This is a genomic window from Ureibacillus sp. FSL E2-3493 (assembly GCF_038077515.1).
GTDB classification, from domain to species: domain Bacteria; phylum Bacillota; class Bacilli; order Bacillales_A; family Planococcaceae; genus Ureibacillus; species Ureibacillus halotolerans.
Genome location: NZ_JBBOPK010000001.1, coordinates 455,094 through 470,004, shown reverse-complemented (window position 1 = coordinate 470,004; position 14,911 = coordinate 455,094). Strand labels below are relative to the sequence as shown.

At 35.3% G+C, this 14,911-nt stretch carries 18 protein-coding genes and 3 pseudogenes; 5 read left to right on the top strand and 16 right to left on the bottom strand.

Going from position 1 to position 14,911, the window contains the following annotated elements; translation table 11 throughout:
• Nucleotides 1-56 precede the first annotated feature (56 nt).
• Nucleotides 57-683: a YczE/YyaS/YitT family protein gene (locus tag MHH69_RS02540; RefSeq protein ID WP_122971695.1), complete on the top strand. Its 627-nt coding sequence runs from the start codon at nt 57-59 to the stop codon at nt 681-683.
• A 182-nt stretch (nt 684-865) separates the two neighbouring features.
• Here the strand turns inward: MHH69_RS02540 and MHH69_RS02535 are convergent.
• Nucleotides 866-1,383 (bottom strand): annotated as a pseudogene (locus MHH69_RS02535) (GrpB family protein).
• 218 nt (nt 1,384-1,601) lie between these two features.
• On the opposite strand from MHH69_RS02535, the gene MHH69_RS02530 reads away from it, so the two are divergent.
• Together MHH69_RS02530 and MHH69_RS02525 are read left to right on the top strand one after the other, a co-directional pair.
• On the top strand, nt 1,602-2,624 hold the full coding sequence (locus MHH69_RS02530) for a DUF3231 family protein (protein ID WP_122971694.1): 1,023 nt from the start codon (nt 1,602-1,604) through the stop codon (nt 2,622-2,624).
• Between the two features lie 46 nt (nt 2,625-2,670).
• Nucleotides 2,671-3,138 carry a hypothetical protein gene (locus MHH69_RS02525; RefSeq protein ID WP_122971693.1) on the top strand — a complete coding sequence of 156 codons (468 nt, stop codon included), beginning with the start codon at nt 2,671-2,673 and terminating at the stop codon, nt 3,136-3,138.
• Between the two features lie 100 nt (nt 3,139-3,238).
• On the opposite strand, the gene MHH69_RS02520 is transcribed toward MHH69_RS02525, so the two are convergent.
• The 6 genes from MHH69_RS02520 to MHH69_RS02495 all read right to left on the bottom strand — a co-directional run bounded on the left by MHH69_RS02520 (nt 3,239) and on the right by MHH69_RS02495 (nt 8,276).
• Nucleotides 3,239-3,760 (bottom strand): dienelactone hydrolase family protein, encoded by a 522-nt coding sequence (locus MHH69_RS02520; protein WP_241559299.1) that lies wholly within the window; start codon nt 3,758-3,760, stop codon nt 3,239-3,241.
• A 133-nt stretch (nt 3,761-3,893) separates the two neighbouring features.
• On the bottom strand, nt 3,894-4,190 hold the full coding sequence (locus tag MHH69_RS02515) for a DUF3784 domain-containing protein (RefSeq protein ID WP_122971691.1): 297 nt from the start codon (nt 4,188-4,190) through the stop codon (nt 3,894-3,896).
• Between the two features lie 154 nt (nt 4,191-4,344).
• Nucleotides 4,345-5,157: an ABC transporter ATP-binding protein gene (locus MHH69_RS02510; RefSeq protein WP_122971690.1), complete on the bottom strand. Its 813-nt coding sequence runs from the start codon at nt 5,155-5,157 to the stop codon at nt 4,345-4,347.
• Entirely contained in the window at nt 5,157-6,194 is a 1,038-nt protein-coding gene (locus MHH69_RS02505) for a FecCD family ABC transporter permease (protein ID WP_341361680.1), read from the bottom strand. The genes MHH69_RS02510 and MHH69_RS02505 overlap by 1 nt, the downstream gene beginning before the upstream one ends.
• On the bottom strand, nt 6,191-7,243 hold the full coding sequence (locus tag MHH69_RS02500) for a FecCD family ABC transporter permease (protein WP_341361679.1): 1,053 nt from the start codon (nt 7,241-7,243) through the stop codon (nt 6,191-6,193). Before MHH69_RS02500 ends, MHH69_RS02505 begins: the two co-directional genes overlap by 4 nt.
• Nucleotides 7,224-8,276 (bottom strand): iron-siderophore ABC transporter substrate-binding protein, encoded by a 1,053-nt coding sequence (locus MHH69_RS02495; RefSeq protein WP_341361678.1) that lies wholly within the window; start codon nt 8,274-8,276, stop codon nt 7,224-7,226. Before MHH69_RS02495 ends, MHH69_RS02500 begins: the two co-directional genes overlap by 20 nt.
• 830 nt (nt 8,277-9,106) lie before the next feature.
• On the opposite strand from MHH69_RS02495, the gene MHH69_RS02490 reads away from it, so the two are divergent.
• Complete coding sequence (locus MHH69_RS02490) at nt 9,107-9,688, top strand: hypothetical protein (protein ID WP_341361677.1); 582 nt, start codon at nt 9,107-9,109, stop codon at nt 9,686-9,688.
• Between the two features lie 160 nt (nt 9,689-9,848).
• On the opposite strand, the gene MHH69_RS02485 is transcribed toward MHH69_RS02490, so the two are convergent.
• From MHH69_RS02485 to MHH69_RS02460, 6 genes are all read right to left on the bottom strand, one after another.
• Nucleotides 9,849-10,064, bottom strand: a complete 216-nt coding sequence (locus MHH69_RS02485; RefSeq protein ID WP_341361676.1) for a hypothetical protein — start codon at nt 10,062-10,064, stop codon at nt 9,849-9,851.
• A 5-nt stretch (nt 10,065-10,069) separates the two neighbouring features.
• On the bottom strand, nt 10,070-10,618 hold the full coding sequence (locus MHH69_RS02480; RefSeq protein ID WP_341362944.1) for a DUF1697 domain-containing protein: 549 nt from the start codon (nt 10,616-10,618) through the stop codon (nt 10,070-10,072).
• An 84-nt stretch (nt 10,619-10,702) separates the two neighbouring features.
• Nucleotides 10,703-11,020 (bottom strand): hypothetical protein, encoded by a 318-nt coding sequence (locus MHH69_RS02475; RefSeq protein WP_341361675.1) that lies wholly within the window; start codon nt 11,018-11,020, stop codon nt 10,703-10,705.
• 143 nt (nt 11,021-11,163) lie between these two features.
• Nucleotides 11,164-11,946 carry a DUF817 domain-containing protein gene (locus MHH69_RS02470; RefSeq protein ID WP_341362943.1) on the bottom strand — a complete coding sequence of 261 codons (783 nt, stop codon included), beginning with the start codon at nt 11,944-11,946 and terminating at the stop codon, nt 11,164-11,166.
• 37 nt (nt 11,947-11,983) lie between these two features.
• Entirely contained in the window at nt 11,984-12,208 is a 225-nt protein-coding gene (locus MHH69_RS02465) for a helix-turn-helix domain-containing protein (RefSeq protein ID WP_191708489.1), read from the bottom strand.
• Nucleotides 12,209-12,219: 11 nt separating this feature from the next.
• Nucleotides 12,220-12,702, bottom strand: coding sequence for a DUF2975 domain-containing protein (locus tag MHH69_RS02460; protein WP_122971684.1), 483 nt, complete (start codon nt 12,700-12,702; stop codon nt 12,220-12,222).
• Between the two features lie 713 nt (nt 12,703-13,415).
• On the opposite strand from MHH69_RS02460, the gene MHH69_RS02455 reads away from it, so the two are divergent.
• Complete coding sequence (locus tag MHH69_RS02455) at nt 13,416-13,793, top strand: hypothetical protein (RefSeq protein WP_341361674.1); 378 nt, start codon at nt 13,416-13,418, stop codon at nt 13,791-13,793.
• A gap of 44 nt (nt 13,794-13,837) precedes the next feature.
• Here the strand turns inward: MHH69_RS02455 and MHH69_RS19305 are convergent.
• The 3 genes and pseudogenes from MHH69_RS19305 to MHH69_RS02450 form a co-directional block, all read right to left on the bottom strand.
• A pseudogene (locus MHH69_RS19305) lies at nt 13,838-14,029 on the bottom strand (IS3 family transposase); the annotation flags it as partial.
• Between the two features lie 134 nt (nt 14,030-14,163).
• Nucleotides 14,164-14,346 (bottom strand): annotated as a pseudogene (locus tag MHH69_RS19300) (transposase); the annotation flags it as partial.
• A gap of 160 nt (nt 14,347-14,506) precedes the next feature.
• Nucleotides 14,507-14,827 (bottom strand): transposase, encoded by a 321-nt coding sequence (locus tag MHH69_RS02450; protein ID WP_341361673.1) that lies wholly within the window; start codon nt 14,825-14,827, stop codon nt 14,507-14,509.
• Nucleotides 14,828-14,911 lie beyond the last annotated feature (84 nt).

The following is a 14,911-nucleotide window of genomic DNA, read 5'->3' as shown; positions in this document are numbered from 1 at the left end:
TGTAGAGTAAATTTGTTGTATTTGCAACAAAAATGATGATAAAGAGGTCGAGTAAAGTGAAAATTGTTTTGTACGTATTCGGAATTTTAATTTTAACCTTTGGTATTTCTTTCACTTTACAATCGGACCTTGGCACTTCCCCTTTTGATGCCCTTTTAGTAGGACTATCAAATAATGTAGGACTAACAGTGGGAAGTTGGGAAATTATTATCGCCTTTTTATTAATCTGTTGTAATGCGTTATTAAAAAAAGAAAGACCTGAAGTTTTAGGATTGGTAACTGCCTTTATAACCGGTATTGGTATCGATCTATGGCTTTTTTTATTGCATGATTTGGTAACACCTGAACTTATGTTGAGCAAAGTTCTTTGCTTTAGCATTGGCTTGGTTACGATTGGATTAGGAACCGCAATTTATTTACATACAAATTTTGCACCGATTCCAATTGACCGACTTACTTTAATCATTCAAGAATTAACGAAAAAGACCCTATTCTTTTCGAGGACAGTTATTTACTTCGTCTTTTTAATACTGGCCATCATTTTTAAAGGACCAATTGGCGTCGGAACAATTTTAACCGTTTGTTTTGGCGGGCTCATACTGCATTTCTTTATGCCTTATACGAAAAAAGTGATAGATCGTTTAGTTTGTCACGATGCAAATGAAAAAGACCATTCGATATAGAATGGTTTTTACTTGTATTACATTATCCCGAATATATCCTTCGTTTCCTTGAACATCATTTTTGTCACATTTCCACTTCAAACAATTGCCTTCAAAGGTTTCAATAATTTTAATACAGCTACCATCACTCGTTAACACAAAAAAGAGCTGATGATCAATTTAACGACCTTCAGCCCTTCCACTCATCCAATTATCCCAATCCATTCCAATGCTTTTTCTTCTATTTCTTTTGCAAGCAATTCTTTTCCTTTTATATAGGAGTCAATATCATACGGAAATTGTTGAGCTAAACGTTCCTTTAACTCACTATAGCGCTCCATTATATCCGGATAACTTTTTAAGTAATCACGAAAAGCTAAATGTCGATGGATTTCTTTACTTCCAACTTGATAAATATGAACATGGTGGGAGCGATTGTCTCCACCTTTTTGAAAGTATCTCCGTCCAGGGATACCATTCTCCCCTTTAGGTTTATATCCAATGTTTTGCATCGCTTGATTGTATTGGTCAATGATGCAATGTCCTGAACGACGGGCATGATGTCGATTATTGGTTTCGCTTTTAGACCTGGAACAGATGTACTACCAATATGATGGATATCTACTATTTCATTTCCAAAAATAAGCTTCAGTTTTGCAGCCTCTTCCGCGAAATCGAAAGACCACTTTTCACTATAGGAACTTACTTCGACCTTTCGCAACGACCTTCCACCTTCCTTTTATTTTATAAGTAATTTTAATGGACGACACGCGAAACCCTCTTGTTCAAATAGTATTAGGAGAATGATGGGTAGTAACCTTTTTGACATTCCACTCATTCAAGGAATAGGCTTCGTACAATTTATGTTTGCTCCTTTCGTTTGAAAACGCTAGTATTGGCAAAGAATAAATATATCAATATGTTCTTTGGAGGTCAGCTATGGCGAAACATCAAATATTGCTTACATCTAGTGAGATTGGATCGATATGGACTAACTTTATGTATGATAGCATGTCTAAGTGTGTATTAGCATATTTCTTAAAAGATGTAGAAGATGAGGAGATTAGGACGATTGTTCAGTTCGCTTATGATAGTTCAGCTGCTCATATCGAAAAGTTAACAAGCCTATTTCAAGAGGAAGAAATGCCAACACCAACAGGGTTTACTACTGATGATGTAAATATGAACGCTCCTCGTATGTATACCGATACCTTTATGATTACTTATTTAAATCATATGGCTAAAATTGCAATGCTTCAATATAGTGGATTTATTTCAATGAGTGCTAGGGATGATGTAAGAAGTTATTTCATTGATAGTTTAGAAGGAGCAGTACAATTGTTTGAACAAAGTTCAAAAGTGCTACTCTCAAAAGGAATATTTGTAAGAGCACCTTATATTCCTTATCCAACTACAAAAGATTTTATCGACAGTAAAAAATATTTAAGTGGACTTAATCCTTTAAGTCATAAACGACCTTTAAATGTAGTGGAAATATCCCATTTATTTATGAACATACAAACGAATCTTTTAGGAAGTAAACTTGCCCTTAGTTTTGCCCAAGCTTCACCAGAACAGAAAATACAAAAATGGATGTTAAAAGGAAGAGATATATCAAAAAAACATATTCAAATCTTTACTAAAACGTTGCTTGAAAATGATGTACAAGCACCTTCCCCATCAGATGTTGTGATAACGGATTCAACTATACCGCCATTTTCGGACAAACTAACGATGTTTCATATGTCCTTAATAAGTGCAGCTGGTATAGGAAATTACGCAACAGCTGCTGCTGCTAGTCAAAGAAGTGATCTCATTCTAAATTATAATCGATTCTCCCTTGAAATTGCTCAATATACAAAAGATGGGGCCGACATCGTAATTGAACACGGATGGCTGGAGCAACCGCCAGGAACGGCAGATAAGGACAGATTAGCGAAGAATAAAGAGATGACCGATTGATAGTGGAAATTACCTATTTTAAAACAAAATATAAGAAGTGAATAAAATGTCAAAATCAGGACAAATCGAGAAAATCCTTTGGAGTATTGCTTTACCTGGTCTCGGCCAACTTTTAAATGGTCAACTTATCAAAGGATTATTTTTGATTATATTAGAATTTATCATCAACGTTCAATCAAATTTAAATACAGTAATTATTTATAGCTTTTATGGAGATATTCCATTAGCCATTGAGGAAACAAATTATCAATGGCTTATGTTTTACCCTTGTGTTTATATGTATTCGATTTGGGATGCTTATCGTTGGGCTGAAGGAAAATCGTCACCCTATTCCTTTTTACCCTTTGTCATTAGTGCTTATATAGGAACTATAGGCGTAATTTATTCCTCGAATTTTAAGCTGTTTGGCGTGCTAATCGGTCCTGTTTTTTTGCCGATATTATGTTTAATTTTAGGTGCAGGTATTGGTATCCTTATCAAAATCCCATTGGGGAATATGAAAATTAAGCAATAAAAAATGACAAGCTTTTTCAAAGAAATCCCTACTTTTATGTTGAAAGAAGGGATTTTACTTTGTATTCCCACTTTTTCAAAAGAACATTTCGTTTATGTAACTAGTGCTGTAATAAAAAGTTCATCGTCATATGAAAAGTTTCTTGTGTAGACTGGATATGATAATTGGAATTGTATGGATCAGTAAATCCGTGTTTCCCTTTTAATTTATGTATGTTTGGATTTGTTTTTTCGATGGATGCGATTAACTCGTCGACGTCAAAAGACTTTTCAGTTTCTGGAAAGAACAGCATTGTTGGACATATTGGTTCAATCTCTAAATGATTTCTAATTCGCGAACCGTAGTAACAAACCACACCATTGATCCCCTCTTCTTCACTACATACCCAAGCAACGGTAGCCCCAACACTAAAACCAACGATAAAAATCTCTTTATATCGATCTTTCACTTCTCGCAATACACTTTTGATTGTATTTGCCCCATTTAATAACCCGATATGCTTCATAAAATGTTGATACGCATCTTCCTCCGATGAATAGTCAAATGGTGTTTCTTTTTCTAATAAGTTTGGACAAATTACATTAAAGCCCCATTGGGACAAAGTAGCGCAAACATCTTTCATATGCTGATTAATCCCATAAATTTCATGAACTACGATCATTTTTATCGGAGTTCGTTTGTATGTTAATCAAATAAAACCTCCTAATCCCATCCATATTAAAAAAGCGACCGCTATTGTTTAGCAATCGCCCACCTCATTTATCGACTAATGTTTTATGAACATAAATTATCGTACACGCACCATAAGCAAGAATGATGGAAGGGGTAAACGAATCTTGATAAGGGATGTGAATAACACCATTTAAAAGTAGGAAAAACCCACTATTTAAAAAGAAAAATCCTGCAATTTCTGCTAGTCGATCCTTGTCCCTAATTCTTTCTTGATTAAAGCCTTTTAAAATCCAAGTTTGCTTTTTAACCCCAACATAATAAGCAACAAATATAAAAAGAATAGCAACCGTTATAGAAGTAACATTCAGTTCTAAATACATTTTGCGACCCCCTCTATCATATTTACGTTCTCTTTATATGAAAGGTTTCATTAACCTTAGCGCCAATTTTTCCTATACCCTCTCCATAATTAATTTAAACCCTTAAAGAGAAAATCACCTCTATTTTTCATATAGAGGTGATTTGTTGAATGTTTTAAATATCCCCATCTTTTACATGATAACGCCCTTTTGGAATGACTAATGGCGTATCAGAAACGGGATCTGGAATGACAACACAGTTTAAGTCGAAAACCGATTCGACTAAATCACTCGTTAGCACTTCTGTCGGTTTTCCCTCTGCAATCAGCTTTCCTTCTTTTACCGCAAAAATATAGTCTGCATACCGGGCTGATAAGTTAATATCGTGCAATACCATAACAATCGTCGTACCATATTTACGGTTTAAATTTGTAAGTAAATCTAAAATTTCAACTTGATACGTAATATCTAAAAAGGTAGTCGGTTCATCTAGCAGTAAAATATCGGTTTGTTGGGCAAGGGCCATCGCAATCCAAACCCGTTGTCTTTGACCACCTGAAAGTTCGTCGATATCGCGATTCGCAAATTCAATAATATTCATAAATTCCATCGCTTCTTCTACCGCTTCATAATCTTGTTTCGACCATCCACTAAATAATGATTGGTGCGGAAATCTTCCCCGACCGACTAAATCGGCCACCGTAATCCCATCCGGAACGACTGGTGATTGCGGGAGAAGGCCTAACATACGGGCCAATTGCTTCGGCGGATATTTGTTAATCACTTTCCCATCTAGCGTGACATCACCTTCTGTCGGTTTAATCAGTTTGGCCATCGTTTTTAAAAGGGTTGATTTCCCACTACCATTTGCACCGATAATGACACTGATTTTATTTTGTGGAATGTCGAGATCAATTCCATGAATGATCGTCTTATGATCATAGCCAGAAACAAGACGTTCTGCTCGAAAAACATGTGTGTTGCTCATTATAATTCTCCTTTTCGGTTCATTCGAATTAGCAGATAAATTAAATAAGGTGCTCCGAGTAATCCGGTAATCACCCCTACTGGGAATCGATATTCAAATGCAAACTGTCCTATTAAATCTGCAAATAATACGAGATTCGCTCCGACTAGACCTGCTGGGAGAATATTTGACACACTAGCACCAACTAGTCGATTCGCAATTGGTCCTGCTAAAAAGGAAACAAAGGCAATTGGTCCCGTTGTTGCTGTCGCAATCGCAATGATAAATACGGCACTTACGATTAAAGTAATACGCAATTTATCGGTAGCGATGCCAAGAGAAGTTGCCATTTGCTCCCCTAATTCTAGCATGTTTAACTGTTTACCAAGGGCAAGTAGTATAGGTGTGAAAATAACGACAATTAAAATTAACGGAAGTACTTCACTCATTTTGGAACCATTTAGACTCCCACTTAACCACCTTAAAGCTACCGTAATATCTTGTTGGGCACTTTTCAGAATCAAGTACGAAATGACCGCATCTAACATCGCTTGCATCCCAATCCCAATAATGATTAAACGACCAATTGAAAAGGAACGACCACGGGATAAAAGATACATCACAATGACTGTAATTACTCCCCCAACGACTGCCGCAATCGATACAACGGTATTACTTGTATGGAGGACGATTATACAAAATACAGCGGCCACACTGGAACCGGATGTAATACCTAAAATATTTGGATTCGCTAATGGGTTACGTAACATCGTTTGAAAAATGTAACCTGCTACCCCAAAGGCAAATCCTGCAAATAAGCCCGTAATCATTCGGGGAAGACGAATTGTATTGATGGCAAAATTAGCCCCTGCAATATCTTCCCCCATTAATGTACGAATAACGACATCTACTGGATAAATCGTGTTTCCTAATAAAAGCATCCCACCACAAAGGATGACTGCTAATATACTTAATAAACTCGTAACAAAAATCCAACGTCTTCTTCGTTGACGCATTCCTTTTACGATAAAATTCGTTTCAACCGTCTGATTTCTCATAATGACCTCACCTTCGATCTTTTTGCTAGTAAGATGAGGATAGGTGCGCCAATAAAGGCTGTCACAATACCAACTTCTAGTTCTCCAGGACTTCCAAGCAATCGACCAAACACATCAGAAATCGTTAAAATAATTGCCCCAGCTAAGGCTGACATCGGAATTAAGAAGCGTAAATCTGGTCCAATTACTAAACGCATCGCATGGGTAGCTAAAAGACCGATAAAACCGATAGGACCGGCTAAAGCAGTTGTTACGCCACATAAAATAACACCCGCACAAATCACAAATACTCGTAGCACACCCGGCCGTACACCAAGACCCGACGCCACATCGTCACCTAATGCTAAGGCATTTAATGCTGGTGCGGATACAAAGGCGATCAATACTCCCATTAGTAGAAAAGGAATGAAGAGCAGGATGGAATCCCATGATCCAGAGCCAACACTTCCTACTTGCCAATAGCGAAATTGATCCATCGCATACTGACTTGGAATCATAATCGCTGTGACAAGTGAAGAAAGAGCTGCAGTAGTTGCAGCTCCAGCTAACACTAATTTAATTGGCGTTGCACCACCACGCCCCATAGAGCCTATTCCAAATACGAAAACTGCTGTGACAGCAGCTCCGATTAAAGCTAACCATATATATTGGCTGGCTGTCGTAATATTAAAAAATGATATACCGACTACTACAAACAGTGCTGCACCAGTATTAACACCTAAAATACTCGGGTCTGCTAATGGATTGCGGGTCACTGTTTGCATCAGGACACCGGCAACCCCTAACGCAACACCACAGCACAAACTAAAAATTGTTCGCGATATTCGCCTTTGCACTACGTTGGCACCGTATGAATCTTGGTTTTGATAAAATAACCCATCCATTAATTCTTGGAAACTAACTACCCGTGCTCCTAATACTAGAGAAGCAATGATTGTGACGATTAATAAAATGAACCCAATCGTTAAAATAAGGGAAAAATATTTCGGCACATGCAAATCTAGTTTCTTTTTTTTAGAGTTGTATTGATTATTCTTCAATTTTATCAATTGCCCCACCAATTAATTTTAAATATTCATCAATTGTATATTCGATTGAAAGTGGATTTGGTGTACCCGCTGCGACTAATGGCGTGTCACTTGTAATGAATGCGACAGAACCTCTTTCAACAGCTGGAATTTTTCCAAGTAAAGGATCCGCTTTAATTGTTTCGTAAAGGGCATCATCGCCATAACCAACGATAATGTCTGCATCAAATAAGGCTTCAACGTTTTCAGCACTTAAATTTAATGAGTAGCTTGAAGGATCCGTAATCAGTTCCGTTACACTTTCTGGATACGTCAGACCTAACTCCTTTAAGAAGGATACACGGGAATCAATTGGCGTATAAATATGTAATTGGGATAAATCATCTGCTGAGAAGTTCACCCACACGACTTTTTTCCCTTCGATTTGAGGGTACGCAGATAATTTTTCATCAATTAAACTTTCGATATCTTGAATTAATTGCTCGCCTTCTTCTTTCATGCCCATACCTTGTGCATTAAGTTCCACTTGTTCACGCCAAGTTGTTGCCCATGGTGCATCTGGATAAGCGACTACTGGAGCAATTTGCGTTAATGTTTCATAATCTTCATCTGTAATACCAGAATATGCAGCAAGAATAACGTCCGGATCTGCATCGGAAATTGCTTCAAAATCTAAACCATCTGTATCTTGGAAAACGTTCGGGTCTGTTGCCCCTAGTTCATCTAACTTTTCTTTTGTCCATGGTAATAAACCGCTATCATCTTGAACACCAAAGTTTGCAGCTGAAAAACCGACTGGTACTACACCAAGGGCTAAAGCGACATCTTGATTTCCCCATTGAATCGTCACAACTCGTTCTGGTTTACTTTCAATCACAGCTTCCCCTAATGCATGTTTAATCGTCATTGGATATTGGGAATCTGTTTCAGTTGAAGTTGTGGATTCTTTTTCTTCTGTCTCCTCTTTTGAAGAATCGCTCGAACAGCCTACTAATGCAAAAATAGCCATAATAGCGAACGTTAACATGAATAAAAATGACTTTTTGTTTTTCATATGTATTCCAACCCTTCTAAACGATTATTTTCAATTGAAAATGATTATCATTATCAAGAATGTAACCCATTTTTTACTAACTGTCAACGAATTAAAATTATAATTCTGAAAAAAATAAAGCCTCTGAACTTTATCGTTACAGAGGCTTTGGTCATGTGTAGACATATAAAAAATAGCATAAGAGGGTGAAACTAAAAAGATAAAAGAGTATGATAATTGCCCTTTGTAGTGATATCTTTTAAATATTATAATACTAATTTTCCGTTTATTCTTATTGAATTAATGAGTTCAAATAATTGAGTATAACAATCTTGTATATTCTTATTTGTTTTTTCGTCATTTAATAGGCTTATACCGAAATAACTATCTTTATAGTAACCGGTAAAATAGTCTTTTGATGTGGAGTCGTGTGATTTTCGTAGGATAATTCTTCTTCTACAAAAGCTAAAAATAGTGAAAGCGACTTTAGCAATAGAAGGTTTGTATTTAACTCTTGAAATGGAAGAACTAGTCTTAGCAACAACAACTGGTAAATTATAATGGAAGAATTTATCAAGAATTATTTGTATGGTATGTTGAATTACTTTTCTTCCAATTTTTCTTTCCTCTTATTTAGTATAAAGAAAACAATTCTAAACAACACTATTAATAATAAAATGTCAATTATATATCTAATTGTCTCTCCCTCTTTGAAGCTTTTATAAAGGTCTGGAAACACTAATCCAATCAATCCGCAAATTACAAAAATTGCCAAAATTTTCATTTACTTACCAATTCTCCTTTTTATGTTATTATCTATATGTTAAATAATAACATATGGGGGTTTTTTTGTGAAAAAATTTATTAGTATAATCTTATCATTTATTTTGTTACTAACTTTTATATCACCTTCTATTAGTCATGCAGCAGAAGGGAATATAAATAATTCAAGATCAATAGAATTGACTGACTTCGAACCGACAATTGAGCCAGTATCTCCTGAAGGAAGAAGCGAGACTATAGAAACTTGTTTAAGACAAGAAATGAAATTACAACAAACTGATGAAGGATTTAACGGCGGCGTCTCTACTTATCAACTACCGGGAGATTTTACAAACCTATGTAAAATTGTATCATCAAAAAATATTGACAATGTAACTTATAATAATTATGAACAAAAAGTACTTCAATTCCTAATTAGTGGAGGAATAGGTATAATTAATTACTTTACGAAGGGCGTACTTGCAAAATTTGTAACTGCAGGTGCACTTGCTGTATTTCCTTCCAAAGTTCCTAAATCACAAAATACTTATGTAACTACTCAACGTAGGGAATGCAAAGATTCTACTGGCATCCATACTTATTTAATTATTAAATACTATAAAGATTCAAAAAGAACCAAACAACTTTATATTCAATACATGGAAGCTTAAATTATAGCTATGCAATTATAAAAATCACTCTAAAAAATAGGGTGATTTTTTATTTTATTTTTTGAGGTTATTAGAGAGGGATAAAATAGAACATGGCATTAGTCAATATAAAATAAGGTACTGACCGAGGGCGGATAAGGAGCAATTTTATATTGACTACCTAATCGCACCCAAACTCTCTTGGCACTGAAAAAATAAAAGGAATGCTATAATCTATATATATGTTTGCATAACGAGGTTCTGCTGCTTCAGCTAAATGTTCTTTTCCAATAAAAATTGCATCAAAATGTTTGAATTGATGATTTTTAATGTCGTCCATTGTTAGAGTAGTAAAATTAACGTTGTTTTCTTCAGATAAAGAAAGATACTTCTTCAATTCCATCACCTTTCGTTTTGAGCTTGCATCAGTTCATAAATTTTACGTGCGGTGTTCACATTCCGTACTGTCATTTGTTTGTATACCTTCGTTCCAATGATCTTTGACTTCCCACTTTTCGTTATATTTTTCTTGTCCACTGACCATAGAACGGCCCCAGGAGTATATTTTACCGTGTCTATATTCGGTTTTATAACGCAATGTTCAAGGACAGATGCATCATCGACTTCTTCCCATAAAAACATTACATCACTTGACATCTCTTTGTCATTTTTCCATGTATCCGGAATCGCGTTCATGATTTCTCTTACGTCATCGATACTTCGTACCATGACTTTAATTTGTAACCCGAAATCATTATGTATTGCTTCTTCCAAAACCATGGATAGTTCATCTTTTGACAAGCTTTCGTTTGAAAAAATAATATTACCTGTATTGATGTAAGTTACCACATTATTCATCCCGACTCGTTCAAAAGTTTGTCTAAGCAACTTCATATCAATTTTATTGTTCCCGCCGACGTTAATTCCCCGAAGAAGCGCAATATAAACCATCCCCATCTCCCTTTCATCCCTTTACATATATATCCATTATATTCTTTCACTTATATGGAAAGCTAACAGTTTCTCGAAAGCAACTCATTTTTTCCCTTTTACTTGATCACGGATTTTATTTAAATCTTCCAAAGTTAATTCACCTAAAGATGCGGCAATCTCATCTTCAATTTTTTTTCGGTTGTTTTCCTGATATTGCGTCCACCATTCTCGTAAACCTTGCGTACTATCGAAAAGATATCCAACATCGATTTCTTCGTTACTGTCATCAGACAAATATTCCAATACAGCTGCTAGCATCCGGGTAAGATCCTCTACTTCTCCTTGATTTTGTTGCGTGTTTGGTAGTGGTATCAATTCGTTTTCAGATTCTTCGTTACTTTGAGCAGATTTTCGTGGCATCGCTTCACACCTCTTTAATTCATTAGATAGGTTCAGTATTTGCTAAAATAAGTATGTTTAAACGGAAGCAGTATTTCTCAAGACAGTAAAAAAGTCGAACCCTCATCGAAGGATTCGACTTTTATTGTAAGGTGTTATTTAAATTAATGGACATTTCCTTTCGTTGCATTTTTCCCCTTCGTTAATTTTAACGTCGCTACGATAAGGAAGCTGACAATGACTAATAAAAGCCAAGAACTTACCTTTCCTAGATGAACAAGACTCCATGTGTCAGTTTGGTTAGGATATTGCCAAGCACCGAAGAATGTGGCAATATTTTCCGCTATCCATATAAAAAATCCAATGAGGACAAAAGAAAGAGCTAACGGCATACGGTAACGTGTTCCATTTACTTCGTATAAAACCCATGAACGACAAAAGACGATGAGAACAAGTGCTGATAACCACCAGCGTATATCAATCAAAAAATGATGGGTAAAAAAGTTTAAATAAATGGCCGCTGCCAATGGGACAACGATGAAAAATGGTGGCCATTTCACTAATTCAACCTTAATCCTTCTCCACGCCTGACATAAGTAACTCGCAACACTTGCGTACATAAATCCACTGTATAATGGAACTCCAAAAATTTTAAAATAGCCTTCTTCTGGATAAGACCAGGAGCCCATATGGACTTTAAAAATTTCAAGGGCAAGGCCTATCAGGTGGAATAATGTAATCACCTTTAATTCATCCTTCGTTTCAAGGCCGGAACGTAACATCCACCATTGCATCAACAAGCAAATGATAAGTAACCAGTCGTACCGTGGTAAAAAAGGTAATGGAATAAATTGGGTAATAGCTAAAGCAGAAAAAATGACGACCGGAAATAAACAAGATAGAGCCTGCTCCCAACCGAAGTGGGTAAGCTGTATGAAAGCTCTTATGACCTTACTTTCCCTTTCCAACTTAACGATTCCAACTTTAGTCATTGTCGTTTCCTTCATCCTTTCGATATTCTAAAATATCTCCAGGCTGACAATCCAACGCTTTACAAATCGCCTCTAACGTCGATAATCGAATTGCTTTTGCTTTGCCATTTTTCAAAATCGACAAGTTCGCCATTGTGATTCCAACCTTTTCAGAAAGCTCCGTTACGCTCATTTTCCGTTTCGCCAACATGACGTCAATATTAATAATAATTGCCATTGTTTTTCACCTCAGACCGTCAAATCATTTTCTAATTTCATATTGATCGCTTCTTGTAAAAGTCTTTGGAGCACAGCGGCAAAGACGGCAATGACCAATGGTGCAAAGATTAAACCTAATCCGACAAGGATAACCCCTGGAGCATCATCCCTCTCCGCAATGAGATAAAAGAGTGGCAATCCTAACACATAGATTACACTAATCGAAATGGCACTATATTTTATTTTCATTAAAGCCTCTACAGAAATTTGAGAAAAGGCATCGTTTTTATCAATATAACTAAGCAGTTTAAAAGCTTGGTACAGCGCAATGTAATACGGTATGGCTGCTGCATACATCACAAGAAAAACAAGATATTTTAAATACGTATGATCGGGATATAGTTCTGCTGCGAAGTTGGCAATCTCAGGCACTAAAAAAATGCACAAAAGAAGAACTGGGACTCCCATCAGAACAACGGCTGTCTTTAAAAAGAGTGTTGACCCTCTTTTCATAAAAAGCACCTCACTTCATGATTTGTCCACTTGAATTTAACATAGTATTTATCGTTTTACAATAAATTATTATTGAATTTAATAAAATAAATTACTACTCTCTATGATTAGAATGGGAGTGAACTATGGTAATTGAATCTGTCCCATTTTGTTCTGCAAACAAAAATGTCCCTAGGATCCGCAAAGGTTTCACTTAGCTTTTTTTAAATAAACTTGCTCATCTTAGTTATTTATTTTTCTCTTAGATCAATATGGAACACATTTTTAATTTTGCTTACCGAACAGGTTGGCCAACTACCCCCCCTCTACTCAAAGTTTTTGAACGAAAAAAAGCCTTATTGCAAGTTAAATTAAACGCAATTAAATGCGTTCACTAAATTGCTAAAGGCTAGTGCTGTTTAACTCCTAACGATATTGCAGTAACTATAAGTTCATATAAAAAATAAAAAATATACCAGACTTCTGCACAACAGCGAATCAGTTTTAACTTTTTAATCGTGAATAAAGACCTAATTTCCTTACTATTGTAGTTTAAGAGATTCATCGGTAACTTTTTACATAAAGCAAAATTACTTTTTTAAATTTTATTTTATATTTTATGTGCGAAATAGAGGGATTTGGATTTATATATAGAATTTAACTATTTTGAGGAACTAAATAAAGAATTACAAGTAATATCTCACATGTTAAGCCATAGGAAAAAGGAGTAAAGTATGTTATCTAGAAAATTGCTTGCAGCTTTTTTTACAACAGTTATTTGTTATTTTATTGTCCCATTTTTCTTTGATGATTTTTCTAATTCTTATTTCCTTATTGGATTAGGAGTAAGTATTATAGCTGTTCCTATTTTGTTTACAGTCGGTATCTTTTCATCAATAGCAATTGAATCATTAAGTAAAAATGAACATATCTTATTTTCTTATATTAAGCATTTGGTTTGCGGAATAATTTTTACACTTATATTTTTATTATTAACAGGGGAAATAAGTTCATTTTTAAGCTACATAGAAATAACAATCATTTATGTTACATTCTTCTTTATTATCGATTATATTATCAAACAAAAAAATAAGAAAAAGAACACATTCTAGGTAGCAATGGACTTACCCCTGTCAAGTAGACAACTTTAAAAAGACTAAGCAGCCATCTGGTGTCGATATTCTATCGGTGCCAAGTGGTTGAGTCTTTTTTGGAATCGTTGGAAGTTATAAAAGTAAATATATTGTTCAACAGCTTGTCTAATTTCTTCTTCGGAATTGTCGTTTATTAGATACAAACACTCGCTTTTAAAATGTGAGAAAAATGATTCAATACAAGAGTTGTCATGACAGTTACCTTTGCGTTGTTATATAAATCTTGTACTGCTGATAGGTATGGAAAGCCACTTTTAGTAGTAAATATGTAATATCCGTAACGAGTACCTCATTTTCTGTACGTTCTTTAAATTTACGGTCTAACACATTATCGAATACACGTGAAATACGATTTCCCCACACATTTACGGATAATCGATTGGATATCTAATTCGCTCATTAATCGATACACTTTTTTATTGAAACCTTTATCGCGTAAAGCCATTTTCATACGAGGACAGCCATACATTCTATGTGTTTGATGAATCGTTAAAATGTGCTCCTTTAATAACGCATCATCATATTTACGTAACGATACCTTGCCGTTTTTTCAACCATTTATAATACCCTGAACATTGTAATTCGCCATTTCAATTAGCCAAGTAATCGGATAACTGCTTTTCATTCCTTCAATAATTTGATAACGATCTGGATAGTGGGCATTCCTCCAATTACAGATTTGGATACTGTTTTTTTAAGTATTCAACCTGCGCTTTGTAATAGTCACGTTCTTCTTCTACATTTTTAAAATGGACACGTTTACCTTTTAACGGATTCTTCACACCCTTTGCCACTGAACCTGTAGATGGAAGACGGTTAAATGATTCAATCGATTCTACTTCTTTAAATTTCTTCACCCAAGCCTTTACCTGCGAAACATTGCGAATCTCGTATCTGTCCGCAATTTTTTGCATACTTTCTTCCCCGTTTAGATAGGCCTGTACGATTTCCAATTTCAATTCATTTGAATACGTATTATTTTTTCTCGACATAGAAAAATCCCCTTTAAGTAAAATGTTATCTACAGCGTACTGTAGTTTTTTTAACATTGTCTACTTAAAGGCGATAATATCAGA

What these genes read in the sequence shown, in the direction of transcription:
- MHH69_RS02525 (WP_122971693.1), top strand. Translation starts at nt 2,671, where the DNA reads ATGTCAAAATCAGGACAAATCGAGAAAATCCTTTGGAGTATTGCTTTA.
- MHH69_RS02465 (WP_191708489.1), bottom strand. Translation starts at nt 12,208, where the DNA reads ATGGCAATTATTATTAATATTGACGTCATGTTGGCGAAACGGAAAATG.
- MHH69_RS02450 (WP_341361673.1), bottom strand. Translation starts at nt 14,827, where the DNA reads ATGTCGAGAAAAAATAATACGTATTCAAATGAATTGAAATTGGAAATC.
- MHH69_RS02480 (WP_341362944.1), bottom strand. Translation starts at nt 10,618, where the DNA reads ATGGTTTATATTGCGCTTCTTCGGGGAATTAACGTCGGCGGGAACAAT.
- MHH69_RS02455 (WP_341361674.1), top strand. Translation starts at nt 13,416, where the DNA reads ATGTTATCTAGAAAATTGCTTGCAGCTTTTTTTACAACAGTTATTTGT.
- MHH69_RS02505 (WP_341361680.1), bottom strand. Translation starts at nt 6,194, where the DNA reads ATGAGAAATCAGACGGTTGAAACGAATTTTATCGTAAAAGGAATGCGT.
- MHH69_RS02475 (WP_341361675.1), bottom strand. Translation starts at nt 11,020, where the DNA reads ATGCCACGAAAATCTGCTCAAAGTAACGAAGAATCTGAAAACGAATTG.
- MHH69_RS02530 (WP_122971694.1), top strand. Translation starts at nt 1,602, where the DNA reads ATGGCGAAACATCAAATATTGCTTACATCTAGTGAGATTGGATCGATA.
- MHH69_RS02520 (WP_241559299.1), bottom strand. Translation starts at nt 3,760, where the DNA reads ATGAAAGATGTTTGCGCTACTTTGTCCCAATGGGGCTTTAATGTAATT.
- MHH69_RS02495 (WP_341361678.1), bottom strand. Translation starts at nt 8,276, where the DNA reads ATGAAAAACAAAAAGTCATTTTTATTCATGTTAACGTTCGCTATTATG.
- MHH69_RS02515 (WP_122971691.1), bottom strand. Translation starts at nt 4,190, where the DNA reads ATGTATTTAGAACTGAATGTTACTTCTATAACGGTTGCTATTCTTTTT.
- MHH69_RS02510 (WP_122971690.1), bottom strand. Translation starts at nt 5,157, where the DNA reads ATGAGCAACACACATGTTTTTCGAGCAGAACGTCTTGTTTCTGGCTAT.
- MHH69_RS02460 (WP_122971684.1), bottom strand. Translation starts at nt 12,702, where the DNA reads ATGAAAAGAGGGTCAACACTCTTTTTAAAGACAGCCGTTGTTCTGATG.